Genomic DNA, 25,083 nt, shown 5'->3' with positions numbered 1-25,083 from the left:
ATTCAGTTTGTGCAAGTTTTTTGCGGTGCATGACAAGAAAAAATCGGCATGGCACACTTGTCGATCTTCCTCTTCCGTATGGATAGCACTCATGCATCGCCTGACCTCTACTTTTTGTCTGCTCGCTCTATTGTTCACCACCAATACAACATTCGCCGATTGTGTTGAACCTACCAAGCAAGAATTAAAGTCCGCCAAATCTGCTGGCTGGAAACTCGACGATGACGGCAAGCGGCAAAGCCTGGCACTCTCTGCGGCTGATTGCCTTGGTAACCCGGATACAGAATTACGTGATGAACTGGCGTTTGAAGGGTTATCAGCCTGGATGCGTACTGAGAAGCTGGACGTCGAGACACTCACCAGCCTGCGCATGAAAATGCTGAATGCCGTGCAGATGCCTGCAGCGGAAGAAAGCAGCTTTCTGCGCCCGTTTGCAATATTGACGCTGGCAGAACTGGTACGGGCAGACAGGAAAAAACCATATCTGAGTGCTCAAGAGAGAATCGATATCGTCAATGCTGGCAGTCACTACCTGACGAATCTGCGCGACTATCGCGGCTTTGATGAAAAAGATGGCTGGCGACATGGCATAGCCCATAGTGCTGACTTGATGCTGCAACTGGCGATGAACCCGGCCATAGAAAAACCCCAGCATGAAACCATGCTGGCAGCCATTGCTACGCAGATCGCCCCATCCACGCATTTCTATCAATATGGCGAAGGGGTAAGGTTAATGACAGCCGTGTATTACCTGGCACGCACACCAAGTTTCAACAAGCGCGACTGGGATCTATGGTTCAACAAGCTGATAGACAACAGCATACAACCTGGTCCTTACACTCAGGCCAGACTGGCGCAAAGACATAATGTCAGTGCCTTTTTGCTGCCCCTGTATTTTTCAGTCAGGGAGAGCACCGAACCCGCCCTGAAGGAAAATCTCTTGCCCGCCTTGAGGGAAGCCCTGCGCAAAGTCAATTGATACCCGCCCCTCACGACAAAGCATGCAGAGCAGCACGGCGCGCATGAATGGCCGTAGTATCAAACAAGGGCACACCGGCATCATCCTGGCCTACCAGCAGGCTGATCTCGGTACAACCGAGGATGATTGCCTGAGCACCACTCTCATTCAGGCTGGCCATGATGCGGCGATAGTGCTGGCGTGATACAGGGTTGATTTTGCCCAGGCAAAGTTCCTCGTAAATGACCTGGTGAATAATGTCACGGTCTGCCAGCTCGGGCACCAACACTTGCAAACCATGTTTGCTATGCAAACGCTCGCGGTAAAAATCCTGTTCCATGGTAAAGCGCGTACCCAGCAAACCTATCTTGATGTAACCCGCATCCTTGATGGCTTGCGCAGTAGGGTCGGCGATATGAAACAAGGGTATCGCTACCGCAGCTTCAATAACATCTGCCAGCTTGTGCATGGTATTCGTACACAGCACCAGAAAATCTGCCCCGGCCAACTCCAGTGAACGCGCTGCTTGCGCGATGATGACACCGGCGGCATCCCAGTCACCGGCACGTTGCAGTTTTTCTATCTCATGAAAATCGACGCTATACAGGATGATTTTTGCAGAATGCAGGCCACCAAGTTTTTCCTTGATGGTTTCATTGATTTGCTTGTAATAAGGTATCGTCGATTCCCAGCTCATGCCGCCTATCAGGCCTATGGTTTTCATTGCAACTCCGTCTGTGAATTAAAGGCCAGCGCACTAGCCAGATGATTGAATGCCTCTATAATAAACAGACCGAATTTTCCAGGCTATCAAGAAATTTCAGCAGAGAGCTTTTGTCATGAGCATGGATACCATCGACATCATCGATATTAATTGGGCAAGGCTGGAATTATTACCAGCCGCGCCCTATACCACCAATAGTGCATCGTCCCATACCAGCCTGGGTCTGGCATTTGCACGTCAGACCGGCGTACATGCGATAGGCAGCGATATTCGTCATGACTTTGATGCCTGGCCAGGCGACTTTGCCATCAGCACCGCTGGCTTACCGATGTTTTCAGAATCTGCACATGGCGGTGAATACCTGCTCATGCACATCACCAATCCTGATCTGCTGGCAGACATGCGTGCATCATCGCCGAGACAGATATTCCATGGCGACAAGCAGGCAGTCATGCTGGCCTGGCAATTGCGCAGCCTGCTCTTGCAAAAAGATAAAGATGCTCTGCTCCTGCAAGAAAAAGCTGGCCTGTTTTTGCAGCGGGGCTTAGCGCTCGCCAATGAAAAATCAAGCAAGGTAAAGACATCTAGCCCATATGCACAAGACAAAGTTTTACATGGCCGCATACTGGATTACATCGAAGATCAACTCGACACCGCCTTGAATCTGGAAGAGCTGGCAACGATGGCAAATATGCCACTGCTGCGCTTCTTGCGCAGCTTTGCCCATGCAACCGGCACCACACCACATGCCTACATCACTGAGCGTCGCCTGCAAAGGGCGCGCTTGCTCATCCTTGATAGCAATTTATCTATTGCAGATATTGCAGCAGATTGTGGTTTTGCTCATCAATCTCATCTTGGCAGCGCCTTTAAATCCAGGCTGGGACTAAGCCCTCAGCAATACCGTAAGCTGCCTCGGTGAAGATTATTTCAGCAAAAAACTAAGCGATCTTCGCTTTAATAAAGCAAAAGCAAATTTTCTACCGATTTTCAGAGAAAATATTTTCCCACGGAACTGTTTTCCAAGACATTTGTCTATGGAAAATGCGCTAATTCCGGGGATAGCTTGCTAACATCGCTATTTGCGCATCACCTCCTGATCAATCCCATACCTGCTAATTAAACTAAAACCAAGGTTTTCATCATGTCTCCGAAAATTCTCACCGTCAGCGTTGCGCTCGCTTTTAGCGGAGCAGCCAGCTTGCTATTTCCGCAAGAAGCCGCCCAAGCCGCACCAACTACTAACAGTGCCGCCAAAATCAAACCAGCCGACCTGACGCTGGAACAGGTATACCGTGCCAAAGGCTATGCAGGCCAGGCCGCCCGCCATATACAATTCAGCAAGGATGGCCGCTACCTGGCTTACACCTGGAACCCTTTTGGTGAAAATGGTTTTGATTTATATGTACACGATACCCAGACTGGTGAAACCAAACGCATCACTTCACCTGCCCTGATGAAAACCTTCGATGCGCCAGAAGACTGGGAACGCTTCGATAAAAAAGCCAAACAAAAAGAAAGAGAAGAAGCTGAGCGCCAGGCCAAGGCAGAAGCCCAGGCCGCTTACCTGCGCGGTGAAAAAGTCAACCTGATGCAGTGGGAAGAAGCCGCGCTGGAAGACGTGAAACGTGAACTGGCCGAGAAAAAAGCCAAGGACGCTGCCAAGAAAGCGGAAACCGATGCTGAAGCTGCGAGGGAAAAAGCCGCTGCTGCTGCCGCAAAAACTGGCACAGCCAGCGTAGCTAAAAACGATGGTGACAAGAAAGACGAAAAGAAGGATGCAAAAGACGACAACAAGGCCAAGGAAATCTGGGAACTGCGTGACGAGCTGAAAAAGAAACTCGAAAAAGAAAAACTCAAACCGACTGACCTGTATCCTGGTGTGGATGCCCTGGTCTGGGCGAATAAAAAGAATGAACTGATATTCCAGTATCGCGGTGACCTGTTCCGCCTGAATGCCGCAGATGGCAAGATAGAACGCCTGACCCAGACTGACAAGCCTGAACGCATCGTCGCCTTCCAGGCAGATGATAATGGTTATATCTACATGGATGAAAAACGCCTGTACAGCGCCAGCTTTGGCAGCAGTGCAATACGCCAGTTGAACCGCGAACTGATACACCCAGACGGCGCCGATAAAAAATACCGCATTGCCAGTACTGTGCTCAGTGAAGACAAGCAATGGATGGCGATTTCTGCCGAGGCACCGGATGCCAAACCAGAAAATGGCAAACCGCCCCCACCTGCAGAACGCCTGGTCGAAATCATGAACTACAGCGAGCGCTTTGCTACGGCAAAAAAAGTGCCGCGTGAAGTATCCGATGACAAGCGCAAAGTACCTGCCACGGCCCTGTACATACGCCGTGTCGGCGATGCATCAGCACGCCAGCCACAACCAGTCTTCACCAATGATGGTGGCGATGTCTGGTTTGAAATGAGCCCGGTTGCCTGGGCCAAGGATGGTAGCCGCTACACTTTCTCCACTTGGGAACGTGAAAAAGACTTGTTGCGCATCTATGTCGGCAAGGCAGAAGAAGGCGTCAAGCCACAAATGGTTTTTGAAAGGCGCGGCAACGTTGGTCATGAAGTCGTCAATGTGCTGGCACCACGCTTCACTGCAGACAGCCAGCAACTGGTTGCCGTCCTCGACGAGCAAGGTTATCGCCAGCCCTATGTGATTGATGTCAGCAATGGCAGCGCAAAACCATTGCTCAAAGGTGATTTTGAAGCCCACAACATCATCGGCTTTAGCAACGACAATAAATCCATGTTCGTACTCGCTAACAAGGATGATTTTGCCGCCATGAATGCGTACAAGGTTGATCTCGCAACAGGTGACATGAAAGCTCTGGGCCAGGCTGGCGACTTCTATCGCAATAGTACAGTCACAGAAAGCGGCGACAAGCTGGCCAGCATGGCAGGCCAATGGGCCGCCCGCCCTGAATTGAAACTGGTGGATATCAATAAAGCCAAATCCACGACGCTGACACAAAGCCATGACCCGCAATGGAATGCGATAGACCTGCAACGCCCTGAGCGCTTCAGCTACACCAACCGCCATGGTGACAAGATACAGGCTTATGTGTTCAAGCCAGCCGGTCTGAGTTCATCTGATCACCGCCCTGCGATTGTTTATACCTACGGTGGTCCGCTGAATGACAGGCATATCGTCGAAACGGACAGCTTCCAGCAGACTGCCTATATGTTTGGCATGTATATGGCAGCCAAGCATGGTTATGTGACTGTGGCAGTAGATCCACGCGGCCACTCCAATTATGGTCGCAAGTTCAGCGATGCTAACTGGGAACAGGTAGGCAAACCGCAGGCAGAAGATCTGGAAGACCTGACCAAGTACATGCAAAAGAACCTCGGTGTAGATGGCAAACGCATAGGCCTCACAGGCTGGAGCTTTGGCGGCTTCCAGACTCAATATACCATGTACACCAGCCCTGACACTTTTGCTGCCGGCATCGCCGGTGCTGGCCCGACAGAATGGGAAAACTACAATAGCTGGTACAGTGGCCGCACCATAGGCAAGACCGAGCGCAGCAAACCTAACCTGCGTAAATATTCACTACTGCCCCTGACTGCTGGCCTGAAAAAACCGTTGATGCTGGTACACGGCATGCAGGATCCAAACGTCTTGTATCAGGACACAGTGAATGTGTATCGTGCCCTGCTCGAAAACGGCAAGGAATCCCTGGTTGATCTATTCCTTGATCCAGATGGTGAACATGGCCTGGGTGGCACAGTCAAACCCAAGGCCCTGCATAAAAAATATGAAGCTTTCTTCCTGCAGCATTTGGGCAAGGCTAAATAAGCAATGAGTTAGCCATAGTAACTTGAACAAGAGAGCGACCAAGCTGGTCGCTCTTTTCGCTTATATCAAGGGATTACACTGCAGAATTGGCCCTGAAAAACAGTGAACGGCAATTTCGCATTAAAATTACCGTAGATTATTTGCGCAAGCATGCTGATAATGCCCCCATCGCCTGATTTTCAGATCAGGCAAGCACCGATTCAGGAGTTACCCATGAAAAATAGCATCAGCCAATACCTGTACTCTGTCTGCCGACAGGCAGCGCAAGAGTTTCGTCAGATAGGACAAAAGGTAGGAGAACGCCTGTTGCGCACACCCTTGCCAAAAATCCTGGTTATCATTCTTGCTATCGCGCTGCTGATCACGATTATTCCGCTGATCATTACCTTGTTTGTTGCTTTTGTACTCATCAGGATATTATTGAAAATCATTTCCATGAGCGTGCGGCAAAACCGGGGTAGAGATGCAAACGTGCCGTATGAACGACGGATCAAGGATATACATTGATTGGATAGTTGCCAAAACAGCCTGACTACTATCCCACCATCAAATCCCCACACTGAAATTCAGTCCAGGAAAATCCTGAGTAAGATTTTCTTTCAGGCTGCTGGGTGTGAGCCCTGTCCAGCGCTTGAAAGAGCGCCGGAAATTATTTGCATCATGAAAACCGAGGTGCATGGCAACTGCCTCATTGTCGTAATGTCTGCTCTGGAATAAATACAGGGCGACATGGGTGCGTACCTGATCCAGCTCTGCCTGGAAATGCGTGCCCTCTTTGGCCAGATAGCGTTTCATGCTGGCTGGGCTGACGGCAAACACTGCTGCCAGTTGCTCCAGGCTGGGGTTACCGCGTATATGGGTCAGCAGATAATCATAGACTGCATTTAACAGACTCGGCGTTTCATCGCTGAGCAAAGCTTCTTGCTGTGCCTGTTGCAAGGCCAGGCTCGCTGCCAGCGCATTACCGCGTGGCCACGGCGAGTCCAGATATTCTGTGGCGATCAGCATGGCATCCAGATGGCAATTAAAACGCAACTCACTGCCGAGGTGCACTTCATGTTGCTCAGTGTGGCGGGCAGCGCTACGATTGAAACAAAAGCGCCATGGCAAACGTATGCCACTAAGCCAGCGGCACATCGCAACGACTGCTGTCATGTGCATCTCGACTATTGCCGGACGCAGACTAGGGGCGCCATAGCTATTCATCCAGTACAAGACAGCCACATCCTTACCTTCACTGAACCTGGGTCTGAGCAAAGGGCATAGGCGGGTGGAGTGCGCACACAAAATCTCCAGCGCCTGCCGCAAGCTCTGTGCCTGTAATAATGCATGGCTGACACTGCCAAAATGCCCCGGCAGCATTTGCTGCCCCAGCATGAAACTGCTGTCGGCACTGCGCAGAGCCTGTAGTGCGTTAGCCAGCAATTGCAGATATTGCTGTGGACTGATATTACATTGCCCTTGCGTGATCCGAGCCGCCTCAACGCCTACACTACGCAAGATGAGCCCATCATCGACTTCGCGGCTACGCGTATAGGCCAATATCTGGGCCGCATGGTATCCGGCTGGCAGGCAGGCGTCTGCAGCCTGATGGAAGTGCATTACAAGCCCCTCGTTGCCAACTGCGGCTCAGTAGAGGCAAGTGCACTGGCTTCCACTGTACGGCTAAGTCTGCTCAGCAAAGTATCCGGTGCATCGTCTGCCACAGTGCAGGCATGACGCATGCTGATTTCCAGTATCGCCTCTTTGGCACAATAACGCATCTGCCTGACCATCTTGCACAGATGCACGGCCAATGTCTGCGCTTCTTCCAGACTGGTGTCATGCAAGACCAGGGCAAACCTGTCGCCTGCATAACGACATAGCACATCTTCATTACGAAGGTTCAGCAAGAGCATGTGGCTGACGGCCTGTAAAACACGGTCCCCCTCATGGTGGCCATGCTGACGGTTGATCAGATGGAACTGGTCTATGTCCAGCAATACCAGCGCACAGGGTATGCCAGGATGGCTGTCCAGCTCCTGCTTGATTTGCAGGCGCAGATAATCAGCATTGCTAAGCTGGGTCACACGGTCAAATGCACGGTGGTCGCGAAATAGACGCTCACGCTTTTGCAAATGTTCATTCAGGGTGAACTGTTCTTCGCGCCAGTAATACATACCGGCAGTGACGATCAGCATACCGGCAAAGACCAGCATGGATTCCAGCCAATTATCCCAGACATCTTCCTTGGGTATCGCAAAAAACTCATCCAGGCAATCCGCCCATGAACCCAGCATGATGGCCGCTAGACCAAATGCAAACAGCCGCGTCACCAAACCCTTGGGACGACTGCTGAGCATGATCAGCAACCACAGGCCAGACATGACCGAAGTGCCGCCTTCACCGACGATGTCCATCCACTTCCATTTAATGAAGGGCTTGGGCGTGCCCATATAGGCATACAGAAAAATAAAGGCAATCAATGCCATACAGGCAGTGATGATGAAGTTTCTATGCAGGCGCAGCATGGAATTTTTAAGCATTGCATTCACATCCTAAGGTCAAGTCGCGCGAGGGTAATGGACGTGCGTGACGGGACGATGACATGCTTTCATTTTCGTATGACCTATGGATGAAAAACAACGGGGGTGCAAACAGCTCAGTTCTTTTTCATTTTCACGGGTTCGTTGCCTGAAAGACCTTTCACCACAGAGGCACGGAGACACAGAGAAAAGCAAGAGGAAAAAATCTCTTTGCCAAAATGGATAGACTTGATTTGAGTATTCTCTTCTTTCTTCCTCTGTACCTCTGTGTCTCTGTGGTGAGCTTTTTGGTCTGTTTTTCAAAATGGGCCCGTTATCAGTTGAGTATCGCCAAACGCAAAAGTCATTTCAGCTCACATCTTCGCGATTTACAGTGCGATTTCCCAGCAACGCCAAATCCGGCTCCCACCTGTCACAAACCCGACATATACAACTCCTAGAATCCGCCCACTATTTGCCATCCATTACCTGCGGAAAATCTCACTCATGAAAACCCTGAAGAAAAAACCCGTCCCCCAACTATCCATCATCATGCTGGGCATCTCGGCCATGTTGAACGCCCATGCCCAGGGGCCAAATGTGACTGTCAGCGATGCCAGCAGCGTCGTTATCAGCGGCCAGCGAGCCAGTATGCGCAAGGCACTGGAGATGCAAGAAAAGGCCGACAATATCGTCAGCGTGGTCAGTAGTGATGACATCGGTGGCTTGCCAGACAAAAATGCAGCAGAAGCGCTGGCACGCCTGCCCGGAATTTCTGTCCAGCGTGATCAGGGTGAAGGCCGCTATATTGTTGTACGCGGACTGGGTGCTGATCTGAATGGTGTCACGATCAATGGTGCCCTGGTGCCATCGCCAGAAGCCAGCCGCCGTGCGGTAGCGCTCGATGTCTTGCCTGCCGGGATGATACGTTCACTGGAAGTCACCAAAACCCTGCGCCCTGAACAGGATGCCAGCTCACTCGGCGGTGCAGTTGAAGTCAAAAGCCTGACTGCCTTTGATTTGCCGGGGAAATTTTTGACCTTGAATACCGGTGCCAGCTACGACCAGGTTACAGGCAAGACCAGCCCGAATGCCGGTCTCTTGTGGGCTGACCGTTTAGCCGGCGGCAAGCTGGGTATCGCTGCGGGTATCAGCGCAGAGAAACGCAGCTTTGGCTCAGACAATGTGGAAACCGGCGGTGCCTGGGACAATGGCAAACTAGGTGGATTTGAATTGCGTGATTACCTGCCTGTGCGTGAACGTCATGCCTATGCCTTGAACCTGGATTACAAGCCGACTGCATCGCAAACTTACTTTATGCATGGCTTTTTGAGTGACTTTAGCGATGATGAAGTACGTGACCGCATCACCATAGGCAGCTTTGCCAGCGGCACTCTGGCCGAAGGTGCAACGACTACAGCCCGAGCAGAACGCCGCATACGCCAGCGTAAATATACCCAAACCATCAGTTCTGTCGTGCTGGGCACAGAACAAAAATTCCAGGACTGGAAACTGGACCTGGCAGCAGGCTTCAGCCGCGCCAGCGAAGATACGCCAGAAGCCCTGAACGATGGACGCTTCCGTGGCAATGCCAATTTTGCGGGCGTCGGTTTTAGCGATGGTGAAATACCCAAAATCATCGGTCCTGCCACCCTGTATGATCCAGCGAACTACAGCCTGAATGCCATCAGCCTGCAGCAGCGTTTTTCCAAGGATACTGAACAGCATCTGAAATTTGATCTGGCCCGTAAGTTCCATTTCGAGCAGTTTGAATCGAATCTGAAATTCGGTGCCAAGACCAGCCGTCGTGAAAAGACCAATGACACCAATCAATGGACTTACAACAGCAGCAAAACCAGCAGCGGCAATTACTGGGGACCGGGTTCCACGTCCATGAGCGCCTTTGTACAAAACCAGGCACTCGATTATCCCCTGGGCAACATAGGCACGGCCATCAGTGCTGACTTGATACGCGCCCGCGTGGCTGGTCTGGACAGAAATGCTGCGCGCCTGGTGCTGGAATCGGCCATCAATGATTACAAGATCAATGAAAATATTGACGCCGCTTATCTGCAAAACAGCTTTGACATGGATAACCTGCACATACTGGCAGGTGCCAGGGTAGAACGCACGCAGTTTGATGCTGCTGGCACGCAAGTGACTGGAGGTACCAGCCTGCAAGCCATCAGCCGCCAGCGCAGTTATTCAGACTGGTTGCCGTCCCTGCACTTGCGCTATGACCTGGACCAGAAAACCAGTGTACGCGCAGCCTGGACCAATGCAGTCGTACGTGCCAACTTCAGCCAACTGGCGCCCGGCATCAACCTCACCAGCACTACCGAAGCAGTGATAGGCAATCCAGATTTGAAACCACTGAAAGCCAGTAATCTTGATCTGGGTGTAGAAAAAATATTAGCGCATGATGGCAGCGTATCTGCCTATCTGTTCAACAAGGACATCAAGAACTTCACCTACACCACCAACCTGGCCGGTTCTGGCGCATGGCAAGGCTATACCAGTGCGGTGTCCTATGCGAATGGTGATACCGCCAATGTCAAAGGCATAGAACTGTCTTACTCACAGCCTTTGCGCATGTTGCCAACCCCGTGGAAATACCTGATCGTTGGTGCGAATGCCAGTTTCACTCGCTCCAATGCTGACATTGCCCGTTTTGATACTGCACTGGGTAAATCCCGTAGCCGTTCCATCAGCCTGCCCGGTCAGTCTGACCGTGTCATGAACCTGATGCTGGGTTACGAGCATGGCCGCGTCAGCAGCCGTCTCGCGCTCAACTATAAATCTCCTTACCTGCTGGAACTGGGCACGGATATCTTGCGCGCAGACCAGGACCGTATTGTTGATACCCAAAAACAGCTCGATTTTTCGCTGGCCTATCAACTCAGCAAGCGCTTCCAGCTGATCTTTGAAGCAGCAAACCTGAACAATGAAAAATACTATGTGTATCAAGGCGCACATCAATTCAACTCGCAATACGAACAATATGGTCGCACGTATAAAGTCACACTGAAAGCCAGCGCATTCTGATGAGCATGAAAACCATGAAAACAAAATATCTGATATCCAGTCTGGCATCAATACTAACCTTTTCCTGCGCTTCAGCAGCAGGTTTGCCACCCGCAGTCACTGGCAAAGCCCAGGAAATAATCGCCCTGCCAGATGGCGGCTGGCTGACGCTGGACAAACAAGGTGTACGTCTTCTCGATGCACAAGGCAAAGAACGCAGCAAAGTCAGCCTGCGGGCCAAGCATCTCGATGCCCGGCCCCATGCGGATGGCATACTGGCGGTATTTACTGATGCCGATACACAAAAGACACATGCCTATGTAGCTGATCAGAAAACCGGGCAACTGCGCTTGCAGGTCAGCATGGCTTCTCCTGATTTTTCACTGGAAAGCATGTGCCTGTATCGCGACGCGCAACAGCTCGATCATGTCTTCCTGATTGGCAAAGAAGGACTGAGCGAGCAATGGGTCATGCATAAAGGCAGCGCGCAACTGGTACGCAAGCTGGCGCTGCCACCACACAGCAAGCATTGCCGTGTTGATGACCAGAGCCAGACCCTGTACCTGAGCGTGCCAGATAGCGGCGTCTGGGCATTTACGGCTGAAGCAGAAACTGCAGCCAAACTAAAGCCTGTCGCCATGCTTGCTCCATTTGGCAAATTGCATGGTGGTGCCACGGCAATTAGCGCACTGCCAGGTGGCGTGGCGATTCTCGATGCGAATGAAAAAAAACTGCATCTTTATCGCCAGAAGGATGAGCAGCATTTTCAGCCTGAACAAATCTTGAATTTGCCGCACAGCGCAGCGAATATCCATGTGAATGTATCCGGCAATAAACTGGATTTCCTACTGCAGGATGAACAGGCGAAAACCTGGCGTGCCAGCAGCGCTGCCTGGAAGCAGCCAGCAACCTCAGAAATAGTCGTCATCGAACCCACAATGCAAACCGATACCGTGGCCCGTCATGGCGATGCAGCTGATGATCCCGCCATCTGGGTGCACCCGCAAGATGCCAGGCTTTCCCGCGTGCTGGGCACCAACAAGAAGCAGGGTTTGCTGGTGTATGACATGCAGGGCAAGCAAACCCAGTTGCTGGAAAGCGGTCGCCTGAACAATGTCGATGTGCGCCAGAACATCAAATGGGGTCAGCACAGTTTTGATATCGCCATGGCGACCCAGCGTGATGAAAACAGCCTGGTGCTGTATGTCATCAATGACCAGGGTCAAGTGGCAGAGGCAGCCCGCTTCCCTACCAAGCTGGACAAGATCTATGGCTTTTGCCTGTACCAGCCACGCACTGGTGGTCTGGAAGCCTTTGTGAATGACAAGGATGGCACTTACCAGCAGTTCCGCATCACTCACAATGAGCAAGGTTTCAGCAGCAGCCTGGTGCGCAGTTTCAAGCTGGCAAGTCAGCCGGAAGGCTGCGTGGCGGACGACAAGACTGACCGCCTGTTCATGGGCGAAGAAAAGCGTGGTATCTGGGTCGTCTCTGCCAAGGCAGATCAGCCTGCGGATTTGCAAATGGTGATGCCGGTTGGTAAGCAACTGGTGGCGGATGTTGAAGGCCTGGCCATGTACTTTGGTCAGCAGAAAAATTACCTGTTAGTATCGAGCCAGGGGGATAGCAGTTATCTGGTACTGGAAGCCCAAGCCCCTTATCGCCTGCGCGGCAAATTTCGCGTAGGCATGAATCTGGCCAAGGGTATAGATGGCACTTCAGAAACAGATGGCATAGAAGTCAGCTCTGTCAATTTTGGCGGCGAGTTTTCGCTCGGCATGCTGGTGGTACAAGATGGTTACAAACGCCTGCCGGATGGCACGCAAAACTTCAAATATATCCCCTGGTCGGCGATTGCCAGGTCGTTCAAGCTGGAATGACTCAGTCATTGAATAAACGCACCAGATCAGTGCTGCAACAGAACTGGTGCGGTACAAATTGATGACAATTTGCGGACACTTTTCCAAAAGTCTGTCTGGCCCCAGAGACTATGATGTTAGTGAACTGTAACAGTCCGCTAACACCTAAAAATAGACGATGGGGCAGCAAATTGAAAGCTCGACATATATTCCTGACAGGCAGTTTGTGCCTGATGACCAGCCTGCTGGCAGCCTGTGGTGGTGGCAGCTCAACTGCCAGCAACCCGGTGGTCACACCACAGAGCACCACTCTCAGTTTGCGTGGCACGGCGGCAATAGGCAAGGCCATCGCTGATTCGGCTGTCAATTACAAATGCCGCACAGGTACAGGGGCAACCCGAACGGCGGCAGATGGTACGTTTGAAATCAGTCTGCCTGCAGGTAGTGCACTACCCTGCATACTGGAAACCTCCAATCCTGCAAATGGCAAAAAACTGCATGCGCTTGCAGTCAATACTGGTGTCATCAACCTGACGCCCTTGACCGAGATGCTCTCGACCCGCCTCATGCGTACCGATATGGCAGTGTTTTTTAGCAATCCTGATCTGGATGCGGTAACAAAGACCCTGACCAGCACCAACGTCACGACGGCGCAAACCGAAATTCGCAATGTACTCAGCGGCATGCTCGATACCAGTAGCATAAGTGATTTTTACAGCACGCCCCTGAAAGCAGCCACCAGCGCCAGCCCCGCCAGTGGTGATGCCCAGGACAAAATACTGGATACCCTGAACCTTGCCTTAGCGGCAAATTTATATGATCCGCTACTCACCACGCTGGCGAAAACAAATCCACCTGCCAGCCTCCCGGTATTTGGCCGCGCTGGTTGCCTGATACAGTTAGCCGATAAGCAATTCATGTCATGCAGTGGTCCCAGTCTTTGGGAGACTGCGCCCCGCATTGATATAAGCCCAGGTGCCTTGATCATGAAGCCAGGCAGCAAACAGGTATTCACGGCTGCCATCAACTATCCACCTGATATCAACTATATAAGGCAACCTGTCACCTGGCAGATCGTGGAGACCGATGGCGGAGTTATCAGTATCAATGGCGAATACACCGCCCCCAGCAAGCCAGGCACTTATCATGTCAGGGCACAGCGTGAGGATTATCCTTCACTGAGCACAACTGCTCTGGTGGTCGTGGATAACAGCACACCTGACTTTGTGCCAACGCTTAGCGTAGATAGGCACATAGTCAACGTCATGCCGGGTGCCACCATGAACTTACTGGCAAGCATTAATTATCCGCCAAATATCAACTACATACGCCAGCCAGTGACATGGAGTGTGATTGAAGCCGATGGCGGCAGCATTAACTTGTCAGGTAACTACGTAGCGCCAACAAAAATTGGCACTTATCACGTCAAAGTGCAGAGAGATGACTTTCCGTCTATATACGTAGTACTGGATATTTTGGTAAATTACCCCCTGATTAAAATAGGATAGCCAAAAAACCGCCCCAGCTGCGTTACACTGTCTAGCCGTACAGTTGTACTGTCGTCGCCAGTGCGCCTTGCCGGAACAATTTTTTGACTATTCTATCTTGCATGATTCCCCTGAGCGCGTATGCTATCGACAGGCATTGGGTGATTGCAAAATAAAGTTAAATTAGAAGTTGCTTTTGAGAATTTATTGACTATCATACAGACAGTCAATCATTCCTCAAGGCAACTTTTAGCATTCTGTACGAGCACAGCATGCAAACTCATGCAGCAATAGCCTATGAGTGGAGGAATCGCCAGATGTTTACCGGGAGAAAGTCATGGACAGGTTGGAAATTTTTAAAAGCATAGCCGCAGAGGTAAATCGTGGGGACATCGTCTTCCCTACCAATGTGGAAGCTTCGCTAAGACTACAACGTACCCTGGACGATCCTGATTGCCATCTGGACACAGCGGCAAAGCTCATTATGGCTGACCCCTTGCTGTCGGCCCGCACAGTTGCCATCGCCAATTCGGCAGCATATCGCCGTACCACAAATGAAATCACGCATGTCAGGCTGGCAGTCAACCGCCTCGGTTTCCGTACTCTCAAAGCCATGCTGGCCGCCGTCATCGTGCGCCAACTGAATAGCAAGACCACTGACCCGGTTTTAAAGCACAAGGCCGACAGATTGTGGGAACACTCTGCCCATGTCTCTTCACTGGCGCAGGTCATTGCAAAACAGGTCACCAGGGTAGATCCTGAAACTGCCATGTTTGCCGGTATCGTGCATGAAATTGGCGGCTTTTACCTGATCTCACGTGCAGAAGAATTCCCTGGCTTGCTTGATGGCGAACCAGAAATCTGGATTGAATACGGCGAACGCATGATAGGCCGGGGCATCATGCGCCAGCTGGGCATACCCGAGAGCGTCATGCAGGCGGTAGAAGCCATGTGGCATGGCGTTTGCGCCTTCCCTCCAGAATCCCTGGGTGACACCCTGATCCTGGCGAATGACATTGCACCAGTGCTGTCACCTCTGCATGATGTCGACAGGGAATACAATAAGAAATTTGCCCGCCGCCTGAATTTTGATACTGAAGACAGTAACTTCCAGATCATCATGGAAGAGCAGGAAGAACAGATTGATACGCTGGCTACTGCCCTGATGATGTAATTTGGTAGGGCTTACGAAAAAATGCCCCAGCTGTGTTGCAGCTCCTAGCCGTACTAAAGTACTGTCTTCGTCGCTGCGCCTTGCTGGGACAATTTTGCGTAAGCCCCCGAAAGAATTTGGTTAATTCAACTTCAGATCGCAATCCGCCGGCCCTTTTTGTTCATGACAAATGCCAGGGCGGCAAACACCAAAGTAAAGCATGCTGCATAGGCGAAGGATGAAAATTCTTCGCCTGTTTGCTTTTGCAGAATAGCTACCAATACATGCTGGTAGATCGCATTTGCCCACCCAGTCCAGGCAAGCATACAAGATGCCAGCCATGCACCCGCATAAACGGCTATCGCATTCACACCCAGGCTTTTACCAATCGCTGGCCAACCCTGCCTGTCTATCAGCAGATGCATGGCCAGCAAGAGCAAGATCGCCCAGGCACTGGTCCAGCACACAAAAGATGGCGTCCACAGTTGTTTATTGAAAGGCAGATAAGCTGACCAGATCAGCGCCAACAATAGCAAGCCAGCCGCACCTGCCAGCATGTGCATCAACTGCGATCACGCATGGCCCTGCCCGCCCAGACGCCGGTCAAGACACTCATCATTGCCATCACTGTAGAAAGCAAACCTTCGGGCTCTTGCGCGAGACCGGTTTGTACATCAAAGCTATACGCCAGTTTGCCGAGCATGGCAGTATCTATTTTATCGACCAGGTTCAGATGTGGTTCATACGAACCGCCCCAGCCCAGCAAAGCCCAATATGCCAGCATGGCCGCGAGGGAAAGCAAAGCCAGGCTGGGCAATTGCCGCACATAGGTAATCAGGCAAGCTACTACTGCGTAACAGATACCGATGCGCTGCAAGACCCCGAGCAAGCGGAACTGACGCCCATCGATCAATGCCCATGCAATGAGATGCAGGGCAATACCGAGCATAAACAGGCGCAGGCCGCGCCAGAGTATTTTCTTGCGGATGTCAGCAACATTGCTAGCTTTACTGATTTGCGCATCCACAGACATCGCTAAAGACGCGCCCATGATGAACAAGAAGAACGGGAAGATAAGATCCGCAGGTGTGCAACCATGCCAGGCCGCATGCTCCAGCCAGGCATACACATGCGACCAGTCGCCAGCATTGTTTACCAATAACATGGCAGCAACCGTCAGGCCGCGCATCGCATCCAATGCTGCAAAACGTTTTACTGTAAGCATATCCAGCTTCAGGGTGTGCTGAGACCAGTGCAGAAATACCAATTCAGCCAGGCAAGCTTACCCGGCATCAAGAAAAATCTCAGAATGGCCAGGTGATGGCTTAATACCAGTGCTAAAATCTGACAAAGTGGTATTTAACCTGCTCTCCTATAAAAAAATAGTAAAAGCTTTTGCCATTTCATAGCAAGAATACAGAAAAACCGCCTCAAACATGTGCATTATTTGAGGTCAATTTCATCCTTGCCACATCTTACTGGCACTTAAGTGGCATTGTAAATATAAAACCAGTTGACCAGCAATTTTGCGGCTTGTATGTTTGCATTGCTGACAGATAAATACAAAAAATAATATAAACGCACCGGGTTTAAGAACACCCTCAACTAGAGACACGTAACCAGAGACAAGTACATGAGCATAGAAAACACCAAGACTCCCCCGCCAATGCGCTGGGTACCCAGCCTGTATCTGGCATCTGGCCTGCCGTTTTATGCTGTCGCTCTGATCGCCGGGCTGATGTATAAAAGTATGGGAGTACCGAACGATCAGATCGCCCACTGGACAGGGCTGGTCGGGCTGGCATGGGTGTTCAAGTCTTTATGGAGTCCCTTCCTGGAGGCCGCTGGCAGCAAGAAAATGCTGGTAGTCCTGTTCCAGTTGACGGGTGGAGTGTCGCTGGGCTTGCTGGCATTGTCGCTGCAACTGCCTGCCTATTTTGCGATCAGCATTGCCTTGCTTGGCGTGGTCGCCATAGCCTCTGCCACGCATGATATTGCCGCCGACGGTTTGTATATGGCCAGCCTGAGCAACACCCAGCAAGCGAGTTATGCTGGCTGGCAAGGCGCATTTTTTAATGCCGCAAAATTCATTACCCTGGGGCCTCTGGTATACCTGGCCGGCTATCTGGAAAAAAGCTTGCCGCCAGCGCAAGCGTGGACAATCATTTTTGCCATCATGGGCGTGCTCTTGTTCGGTCTGGGTTTGTATAACAGCTGGTCGCTGCCAGGCACTAAAAATACAGAAAGCAAGGCGTCTGTACATAGCATCTTCGTCACCTTGCAAGACGTGATCGTTGAATTCTTTAAAAAGCCCGGTATCTGGCTGGCGATTGTATTCATTATCCTGTTCCGCGCTGCGGAAGGCCAGATACAAACCATAGGCCCCTTGTTTTTGCGCGAAGCCAAAAACCTTGGCGGCCTGGGCCTGACTACTGACCAGGTCGGCACTGCTTATGGCATAGCTGGCACCATCGCATTCCTGGGCGGCAGCATACTGGGTGGTTACTTTGCCTCCTGGCTGGGCTTGAAGCGTGCGCTGCCATGGTTGATACTGGCGATGAATACCCCAAACCTGGCTTTCTTCTTCCTCAGCAGCAGCCTGCCAGAGAGCATGACCGTCATCACTGCAGCGCTGGCATTCGAAATGTTTGGCTATGGCTTTGGTTTCGTCGGCCTGATCCTGTTCATCATGCAGGTGGTTGCGCCTGGCAAATACCAGACTGCTCACTATGCGCTGGGCACAGGCGTAATGCAGCTGGGCTTTGTGTTTTTCAAGACCATCAGCGGTGATATACAGGTCGCTCTGGGTTACCAGAACTTCTTCCTGTGGGTCTTGCTCAGCGCCATTCCTGTACTGGTCATGACACGCTTTGTCTCTTTTGATGGCAGTGCTGGCGACAAAGAAGGCAGCAGCAAGGCTGCGCCTGAAGGTATGGCAAAAACTGCCGACGCCTGATCATCTTTCTATCAATGATGCGGACAGCGGTTCGCATCATTCCACAACACCAGCAAGCCTTCCCCTCTCTGGAAACAACACCAGCCGAAGACAAATTCATTTCCCCTTTACTATCTAATCAAAAAGGATTGTAATTATAACCATGCGCAAACATGTACAACTGCGCATGACTATCCAACCGGGAGATCTATCTTGCATTCGACCAAAACCAACATCCTGCGCCAATTAAGTGCCGTCAGTTTATTGCTGATCAGCACCAGCCTGCTGGCACAAAGCACAGGCATTACCCGCACCATAGTCACCAAAGCAGATTCGTCGATACCCGGCAAGGAAGACGTGATTGCCCGCGTAGAAATTGCGGCAGGTGCGACGGTAGGCTGGCATACCCATCCTGGCGATGAAATCAGTTATATCTCGGAAGGAGAGGCCGAATTGCTGGTCGCCAACCAGGCACCACGCAAGGTCAAGGCTGGCGAGGGTTTCGTCATCCCTGCCGGTGTCGTCCACAGTGCAAAAAACCATGGCATAGTCCCGATCAAGCTGGTTGGTGTTTATGTGGTGGACAAAGACAAGCCGCTGGCTTCACCGGCCCCTGCACCAGCGCCCTGATCCCCCGCTTATGATCTCCCTGCTTAATCAGTGTAACGTCTGAAGATGGCATCGAGCTCGCCGCTCTTTTTCAAGGTGGCGATGGCCGCATTCAGGCGCGGCAGCGCATCGGCTTTGGATGGATGTAGCCTCAGCATCATTTCGCTTTCATCTATCATGCGGCCTTCATCACAGGCATAGCGATGCGCATCGACCTTGGTCCAGTATTGCCGTACATAGTTGCTGATGATGATCTGATCAAAGCGCTTCGCTCTTAAGGTAAGCAAGAGATTGGGAGAATTAAAGATATTTTCCCTTTGTATCTTGCCACTGGCAAAAGCTGCATCAAATTCAGGATACGAATAGCCTGCGATCACTCCCACTTTTTGCCCATAAAAATCGCTGACTGCCTGCTCTTTTGGTGTCTCACCAGGGCGAAAACAGAGAACAGCCCTCGGCAAGCCAAAGGCAATGCTATACACACCAGGCACGTGCGAACTTGTGCGCCATTTTGGATTTGCCCCGACTTCCATATCAAGCTGCCCGTCTTCAAATGACTTGAGCAAGCGGCGCATGGGCAGATAGCGCTGCTCCAGCTTGTCGCCACTGAGTTTAACGATCGCTGCCATCAAATCCGGGAATATACCTCTGGGGCCACTCTTGTCCAGCAAGACAAAGGGCGCATCGCCACCTTCATAATAAGCAATGCGAAAAGTGTCTGCCTTTGCGGGTAGAAATACCAGCATTGTTGCAGCGAACACCCAGTTTTTCATCATTGCCGACCCTTTTCCATTTCAATCCCCGGCAGTGTAAGCGAGAAAAATGACAGATACGTTCTGATAGCCGTGCCGATTTGCAAACTATGGTTAAGCAAGAGGTGGTAAATCAGGTCTGGCTCCGTCACTCAGCCCCTGAAAACCGTCACTGGTCGCATATCCCCACTGGCTGACTTGTTCAAAACATCAGTTGCAGCTATCTTAGCTCCATGAAAACCGCGACTAAAATTAAACCAGGATGGTCAGCATTACCAAGACTGCGACAAATTGTCGTAGTGCTTATCATCAGCCTGCTGATCGCCTGGGTGACCACACCGATCTTCCAGTCACCTTTCTGGCTGGTGCTCAGGCGCACGACTTTCATCGCCATGGTCATGCTGCTGGCGTTCACAGTCTCCGGCACCTGGCGCTTGCTGTGGCTGCCACGCTGGATACCACACTGGCTGGTGCGGGTAGCGGCGGTATGCCTGCTGGCACCATTTGCCAGCCTGGCGGCCTATGTGGCGATAGCGGGTGGTTTCATGAACTTCATCAAAGCAAATAATCTTTTATCAGGCTTTGCCACCAGCACGATTTTTGCGCTGTTTTTTGGTCCCCTCATTGCCGTCGCAGCTATCAAGCGCGAAGACAAACAACGTGAACGTGCAGACCGGTTACAGCTCGAACTGGAAAAGAGCGCCCTGGAACGCGAAGTACTCGATGCCCGCCTGCGCCTGTTACAAGCACAGATAGAACCGCACTTTCTATTCAATACGCTGGCGAATGTGCAAGCCCTCGTCGAAGCTGGTTCAGAGAATGCAGCACCCGTCCTGCGCCACCTGATTGCCTACCTGCGCGCCGCGATGCCGCGCCTGAATGATGCAGAGGCAACACTGGAAAATGAAATGCAGTTAGTCAGCGCCTATCTGGAAATCATGCACATGCGCATGCCTGACCGCTTGCAATTTGAGCTGAGTCTCGCACCTGAACTCAAGGGCTTACGTTTTCCGGCAATGTCCTTGCTTACCCTGGTAGAAAATGCCGTACGCCACGGCATAGACCCCAGCACAGAAGGTGGCCGCATAGCAGTCGGCGGCAAGCAGGACGCAAACAACATAGTGACGCTTTGGGTAGCCGATACCGGTATAGGCATGGCAGAAACTGCCGTACCAGGTACTGGCTTGGCAAATGTAAAAGCGCGGCTGCAAGCATGCTTTGGCAAAGACGCGCGTGTCGAATTGCATGAGCAAACACCACATGGTTTGCGTGTTGAGTTAATTTTCCATCCTGAGGCCAAAGCATGAAGCAGTTTACCAAGCAGATCACTGCGCTGATCGCCGATGACGAACCTTTGCTAAGGGAACATCTGCGCACCAACCTGGCACGCCTGTGGCCAGAACTGCATATCGTCGATGAAGCACGCAATGGCCGCGAAGCGATAGAGATGTTTGACATCCACCAGCCCGACATCGTCTTTCTGGATGTGCACATGCCCGGCATGAATGGCATCGAGGCAGCCAGGGCGATAGCACGTCGGGCACATATTGTCTTCTTCACCGCTTACGAACAATATGCCGTACAGGCGTTTGAACAGGGTGCGCTGGATTATCTCGTCAAGCCCATCGTGGAAGCACGTCTGGCCGACACCATCAAACGCCTGCAGCAAAGGTTAACGCAAACAACCAGCCTGACCGCCAACTACGACACCCTGTTAGACCGCATGGCTACAGACATGCGCCAGCGCAGTCAAAAACCAGCTTACCTGCAATGGATAAAAGCTTCGATAGGCAATAGCGTACGCCTGATCCCGGTAGAACAAATCGCATTCCTGCGCTCTGACGACAAATACACCCTGGTCGCCTGGGATGGTGGCGATGCACTGATACGCAAAAGCATACGTGAACTCAGTGATGAACTCGACCCTGACTGTTTTGCGCAAACCCATCGCTCAGTCATCGTCAACCTGCACTATGTCAGCGAAGTCACACGCGGCATGAATGAAACTGCCGAACTGCACATACGCGGCCGCCCCGATGTATTGCCAGTCAGCCGCAGCTACCTGCATCTTTTCAGGCAGATGTAGCACCGCACTGATTTTTTTCAGTAACAAACCATAAAAGCAAACCCGCCTTTACAGGCACGCTTTGCAAGCACACCTACGCCTGCTCGGCAGGATCAGACACGACTAATTCACATTAAAAAAGGGAGTTTTCAAATGACGCAAGAGACTGTTTATGAAACGAATATATATTCTGCACAGGCCACACCTCAGGTAAAAAAATATGGCAATGAAAAACTCTCCCGTGCCAGCCTGAAATATGCCGCAGGACTGTGGTTCTCAGTCGCCATCATAGGCCAGCTTTTATTCGTCTATTACATTCTGGGTTTTTACGTTCTGTCAGCGATGAAAGGCGATCTTGCAGCATGGAGCAAAGTACTGCCCCACGGTTATATCAAGGGCGACAGCGCTGGCAATTTCGCCATCATCACGCATATCTTTCTGGCAGCCAGTATCACCCTGGCCGGCATACTCCAGATGATCCCACAAATCCGCGCACGCATACCTAGATTCCATCGCTGGAACGGGCGCATTTATTTATCCAGTCTCGTCATTGCTGCCACGACTGGTTTGTACATGGTCTGGTTTCGCAATGGCGTGGGTGACTTTACCCAGCATCTGGGTGTCAGCCTGAACGCAATACTAATCCTGGTCTGCTCAGTCATGGCCTTGCGCCATGCTCTCTCCCGTCAGTTTGCCCTGCACCGCCGCTGGGCATTGCGCCTGTTTCTTGTGGCGAACGGTGTCTGGTTTTTCCGCATAGGTTTGATGTTCTGGATAGCCATCAATCACGGCCCTGCAGGTTTTAACCCCAAGACTTTTGAGGGACCATTCCTGAGCTTCATATCCTTTGCCAATTCCCTGATACCGCTGATCGTCTGTGAATTATATTTGCGTGCGCAAGACAGCAAGAACAAGGCCGCTCACTTCGGCATGGCAGGGGCATTGGTGGTTTTAAGTGCCGCCAGCGGCATGGGCATCTTTGTGGCGTTTATGGGCATGTGGCTGCCGCGCCTTTAGCGATCGATTATTTATTGCTGGTCACAGGTGACAGGTGGATATGCTTTAATAGCCAGGCATTATCCTTTTTAAACCATACCATCGTGATCAACGATTTACCTTCGACAGCTGCCGCACCCGGCCTGGTAATCGCACCAACACGGGTGCCAGTGACTATCGCTGCGTCACCTGTGGTCTTGACTTGCACATCAAGCAGACGCAAATCGATTTGCGCACCGGATTTGAATAGTCCGGCAAAGGCATTTGCATCCAGTTGCAAGAGCTTGTCAGATTCAGCGACGAATTCAGTAAAACCTTCAGTGTCAAGATAACTGCCAACCGCCGCTAAATTACGCTGGCTGACGCTGTTGAAAAAATCGACCGATGCGGCTTTTACGGCATCTGCCCCGCTGGTATTTTCTGCACTGGCAACGGACATGCTCAGGGTGAGTAAAAGCACACCCAGAATGCTGATGAATGAGCGGTTAATGATGGTTGTCATGTTATTTGATCTCTACAAAAAAGAGTGCATTGGGCTTTGAAGTGAAGGCATGCACTCTCAACAAATGGCTTGAGCTTAGGTTTGAGTTTACGCCTTCACTTCAAAACCCAGTGCGGCCAATGCAATTTCCGCCGCCTGCTGGTCTTGCAGCGCATTGCCGCCTGATATGCCTATGCCGCCTATGACCTTACCATTTTCAATAATGGGGCAACCACCGCCAACTGCTACCAGACGTGGTCTGTGAGCCAGTTGTGCCACAACGTCATTGCTGATGATGGCAGTCCAGGTATGGGTAGGCAGGCCAAACGAGGCTGCCGTCCAGGCTTTGTCGATTGCCACATCTACCGTCAAAAATGCTGCGCTATCTGCACGTTCAAATGCTTTCAGGTGACCTGCATTATCAGTGACAGCTATCGTGACATCGATACCGATGTCACGGGAAGCAGCACTGGCTGCGGTGATCAGGGCATTCGCCGCATCACGGGTGATACTGGCGGCAGTAAATGATTTATTGATGTTCGTCGTTTGCATAAAAACTTTCTGCTGAATTCTGGTGAGATTAAATTAAAAGCCTTGCAGTACAACCTTGCCCTGCGCCTTGCCACTTTCTATCAGCGCATGTGCCTTGCGCAAGTTTGCCGCATTGATCTTGCCAAAGTTGGCATTCACAGTTGTACGTACTTTGCCTGCATCCACCAGTGCTGCCACTTCTGCCAGCAGCTTGCCTTGTTCGTCCATATCGACCGTCTTGAACATCGAACGGGTGAACATCATTTCCCAGTGCAGGGAGATGGATTTGCCTTTCAACTGCATCAAGTCCAGCGCCACCATGTCGTCAATCACGGCCAGCTTGCCTTGTGGCTTCAGACTGGCGATGATTTCTGCATAGTGCTGAGCTGTCTCCGTCAGGCCGGCGACGATATCGACTTCATTGATGCCTATGGCTTTCAATTCAGCGCTCAGTGGTTTGGAGTGATCAATCACTGCATGTGCACCCAGATCGAGGCACCACTGACGTGTCTCGGCACGTGAGGCGGTGGCAATCACACGCAATTGCGTAAGTTGGCGGGCCAATTGTATGAGGATGGACCCAACTCCACCGGCACCACCTATCACCAGCAAGGTCTGGCCAGCGCCACCATTCTTGGCAACGCCCAGGCGTTCAAACAGCAATTCGTAGGCAGTAATCGTAGTCAGCGGCAAAGCGGCAGCTTGTGCATCATCCAGAGTAGTGGGTGCCTTGGCGACGATGCGCTCATCCACAGCATGCAATTCACTGTTTGCACCAGGGCGATCTATCGCACCAGCATAGTAAACGCGGTCGCCAGCTTTGAAATTACTGACTGCCGCGCCAACTTCTTCAACGATGCCCACCGCATCCCAGCCCAGCACATTCAACTGGCCTTCAGCAGGTGCACGGCCCAGCCTGACCTTGGTGTCCACTGGGTTGACGGAGATGGCATTCACGCGCACCAGCAAGTCGCGTGCTTCCAGCACTGGTTTTGGCAATTCCACATCTTCCAGTGATGCAGTGTTATCGATAGGTAAAGAATGGCGGTAAGCAATGGCTTTCATGTTGAGTCCCTGAGTATGTTGAGTATGTTAGGTATCGGTATGGTGTCCAGAAACATTTCCAGATCAGTGCAAGCATTGTAGAATCTAAAGCATGAATTGATAAGACCGATAAATAACTAT

Annotated in this window: 22 protein-coding genes; 13 read left to right on the top strand and 9 right to left on the bottom strand. The window is 51.5% G+C overall.

What is annotated here, in order from left to right:
- The first annotated feature begins 91 nt into the window (after positions 1-91).
- The gene (locus tag UNDKW_RS07625) at positions 92-979 is read left to right on the top strand and encodes a DUF2785 domain-containing protein (protein WP_162058206.1); all 888 of its coding nucleotides are present in this window, start codon (positions 92-94) and stop codon (positions 977-979) included.
- A gap of 10 nt (positions 980-989) precedes the next feature.
- Here UNDKW_RS07625 and UNDKW_RS07620 read toward each other — a convergent pair whose 3' ends face one another.
- A complete protein-coding gene (locus tag UNDKW_RS07620) occupies positions 990-1,682 on the bottom strand; it encodes an aspartate/glutamate racemase family protein (RefSeq protein ID WP_162058205.1) in 693 nt (230 codons plus the stop codon).
- A gap of 115 nt (positions 1,683-1,797) precedes the next feature.
- Here UNDKW_RS07620 and UNDKW_RS07615 point away from each other — a divergent pair, with 115 nt between their 5' ends.
- The 3 genes from UNDKW_RS07615 (at position 1,798) to UNDKW_RS07605 (ending at position 6,009) form a co-directional block, all read left to right on the top strand.
- On the top strand, positions 1,798-2,604 hold the full coding sequence (locus UNDKW_RS07615; RefSeq protein WP_232063297.1) for an AraC family transcriptional regulator: 807 nt from the start codon (positions 1,798-1,800) through the stop codon (positions 2,602-2,604).
- A gap of 222 nt (positions 2,605-2,826) precedes the next feature.
- The gene (locus UNDKW_RS07610; protein WP_162058204.1) at positions 2,827-5,502 is read left to right on the top strand and encodes a prolyl oligopeptidase family serine peptidase; all 2,676 of its coding nucleotides are present in this window, start codon (positions 2,827-2,829) and stop codon (positions 5,500-5,502) included.
- 213 nt (positions 5,503-5,715) lie between these two features.
- On the top strand, positions 5,716-6,009 hold the full coding sequence (locus tag UNDKW_RS07605; RefSeq protein WP_162058203.1) for a hypothetical protein: 294 nt from the start codon (positions 5,716-5,718) through the stop codon (positions 6,007-6,009).
- Positions 6,010-6,048: 39 nt separating this feature from the next.
- Here UNDKW_RS07605 and UNDKW_RS07600 read toward each other — a convergent pair whose 3' ends face one another.
- Entirely contained in the window at positions 6,049-7,104 is a 1,056-nt protein-coding gene (locus UNDKW_RS07600) for an AraC family transcriptional regulator (protein ID WP_162058202.1), read from the bottom strand.
- On the bottom strand, positions 7,104-8,027 hold the full coding sequence (locus UNDKW_RS07595; RefSeq protein WP_232063296.1) for a GGDEF domain-containing protein: 924 nt from the start codon (positions 8,025-8,027) through the stop codon (positions 7,104-7,106). The genes UNDKW_RS07600 and UNDKW_RS07595 overlap by 1 nt, the downstream gene beginning before the upstream one ends.
- A gap of 486 nt (positions 8,028-8,513) precedes the next feature.
- On the opposite strand from UNDKW_RS07595, the gene UNDKW_RS07590 reads away from it, so the two are divergent.
- The 4 genes from UNDKW_RS07590 (at position 8,514) to UNDKW_RS07575 (ending at position 15,550) form a co-directional block, all read left to right on the top strand.
- The gene (locus UNDKW_RS07590) at positions 8,514-11,051 is read left to right on the top strand and encodes a TonB-dependent receptor (protein WP_162058201.1); all 2,538 of its coding nucleotides are present in this window, start codon (positions 8,514-8,516) and stop codon (positions 11,049-11,051) included.
- 14 nt (positions 11,052-11,065) lie between these two features.
- On the top strand, positions 11,066-12,910 hold the full coding sequence (locus tag UNDKW_RS07585) for a phytase (RefSeq protein ID WP_162058200.1): 1,845 nt from the start codon (positions 11,066-11,068) through the stop codon (positions 12,908-12,910).
- A 170-nt stretch (positions 12,911-13,080) separates the two neighbouring features.
- A complete protein-coding gene (locus UNDKW_RS07580; protein ID WP_162057050.1) occupies positions 13,081-14,397 on the top strand; it encodes a hypothetical protein in 1,317 nt (438 codons plus the stop codon).
- Between the two features lie 316 nt (positions 14,398-14,713).
- The gene (locus tag UNDKW_RS07575; protein WP_162058199.1) at positions 14,714-15,550 is read left to right on the top strand and encodes an HDOD domain-containing protein; all 837 of its coding nucleotides are present in this window, start codon (positions 14,714-14,716) and stop codon (positions 15,548-15,550) included.
- Between the two features lie 131 nt (positions 15,551-15,681).
- Here the strand turns inward: UNDKW_RS07575 and UNDKW_RS07570 are convergent, their stop codons facing one another.
- Both UNDKW_RS07570 and UNDKW_RS07565 read right to left on the bottom strand, forming a co-directional pair.
- Positions 15,682-16,092 carry a hypothetical protein gene (locus UNDKW_RS07570; RefSeq protein ID WP_162058198.1) on the bottom strand — a complete coding sequence of 137 codons (411 nt, stop codon included), beginning with the start codon at positions 16,090-16,092 and terminating at the stop codon, positions 15,682-15,684.
- Positions 16,092-16,754, bottom strand: coding sequence for a heparan-alpha-glucosaminide N-acetyltransferase domain-containing protein (locus UNDKW_RS07565; protein ID WP_162058197.1), 663 nt, complete (start codon positions 16,752-16,754; stop codon positions 16,092-16,094). The genes UNDKW_RS07570 and UNDKW_RS07565 overlap by 1 nt, the downstream gene beginning before the upstream one ends.
- A gap of 408 nt (positions 16,755-17,162) precedes the next feature.
- Between UNDKW_RS07565 and UNDKW_RS07560 the strand changes: the two genes are divergently transcribed.
- Complete coding sequence (locus UNDKW_RS07560; RefSeq protein ID WP_162058196.1) at positions 17,163-18,485, top strand: MFS transporter; 1,323 nt, start codon at positions 17,163-17,165, stop codon at positions 18,483-18,485.
- Positions 18,486-18,698: 213 nt separating this feature from the next.
- Complete coding sequence (locus UNDKW_RS07555) at positions 18,699-19,094, top strand: cupin domain-containing protein (RefSeq protein WP_162061827.1); 396 nt, start codon at positions 18,699-18,701, stop codon at positions 19,092-19,094.
- A 23-nt stretch (positions 19,095-19,117) separates the two neighbouring features.
- Here the strand turns inward: UNDKW_RS07555 and UNDKW_RS07550 are convergent, their stop codons facing one another.
- The gene (locus UNDKW_RS07550) at positions 19,118-19,849 is read right to left on the bottom strand and encodes an ABC transporter substrate-binding protein (RefSeq protein WP_162058195.1); all 732 of its coding nucleotides are present in this window, start codon (positions 19,847-19,849) and stop codon (positions 19,118-19,120) included.
- Between the two features lie 275 nt (positions 19,850-20,124).
- Here UNDKW_RS07550 and UNDKW_RS07545 point away from each other — a divergent pair, with 275 nt between their 5' ends.
- From UNDKW_RS07545 to UNDKW_RS07535, 3 genes are all read left to right on the top strand, one after another.
- A complete protein-coding gene (locus tag UNDKW_RS07545) occupies positions 20,125-21,132 on the top strand; it encodes a sensor histidine kinase (RefSeq protein ID WP_162058194.1) in 1,008 nt (335 codons plus the stop codon).
- Positions 21,129-21,911, top strand: coding sequence for a LytTR family DNA-binding domain-containing protein (locus tag UNDKW_RS07540; protein ID WP_162058193.1), 783 nt, complete (start codon positions 21,129-21,131; stop codon positions 21,909-21,911). The genes UNDKW_RS07545 and UNDKW_RS07540 overlap by 4 nt, the downstream gene beginning before the upstream one ends.
- A 132-nt stretch (positions 21,912-22,043) precedes the next feature.
- Positions 22,044-22,907, top strand: a complete 864-nt coding sequence (locus UNDKW_RS07535) for a DUF2306 domain-containing protein (RefSeq protein ID WP_162058192.1) — start codon at positions 22,044-22,046, stop codon at positions 22,905-22,907.
- A gap of 7 nt (positions 22,908-22,914) precedes the next feature.
- Here UNDKW_RS07535 and UNDKW_RS07530 read toward each other — a convergent pair whose 3' ends face one another.
- From UNDKW_RS07530 to UNDKW_RS07520, 3 genes are all read right to left on the bottom strand, one after another.
- Positions 22,915-23,388 carry a nuclear transport factor 2 family protein gene (locus UNDKW_RS07530; RefSeq protein ID WP_162058191.1) on the bottom strand — a complete coding sequence of 158 codons (474 nt, stop codon included), beginning with the start codon at positions 23,386-23,388 and terminating at the stop codon, positions 22,915-22,917.
- An 87-nt stretch (positions 23,389-23,475) separates the two neighbouring features.
- Complete coding sequence (locus tag UNDKW_RS07525; protein WP_162058190.1) at positions 23,476-23,919, bottom strand: heme-binding protein; 444 nt, start codon at positions 23,917-23,919, stop codon at positions 23,476-23,478.
- Between the two features lie 33 nt (positions 23,920-23,952).
- Complete coding sequence (locus UNDKW_RS07520) at positions 23,953-24,963, bottom strand: zinc-binding alcohol dehydrogenase family protein (protein WP_162058189.1); 1,011 nt, start codon at positions 24,961-24,963, stop codon at positions 23,953-23,955.
- Positions 24,964-25,083 lie beyond the last annotated feature (120 nt).

The organism is Undibacterium sp. KW1, from assembly GCF_009937955.1.
GTDB lineage: Bacteria > Pseudomonadota > Gammaproteobacteria > Burkholderiales > Burkholderiaceae_D > Undibacterium.
The sequence above is the reverse complement of the archived record's forward strand: the minus strand, read 5'-3'. Positions and strand labels throughout refer to the sequence as shown.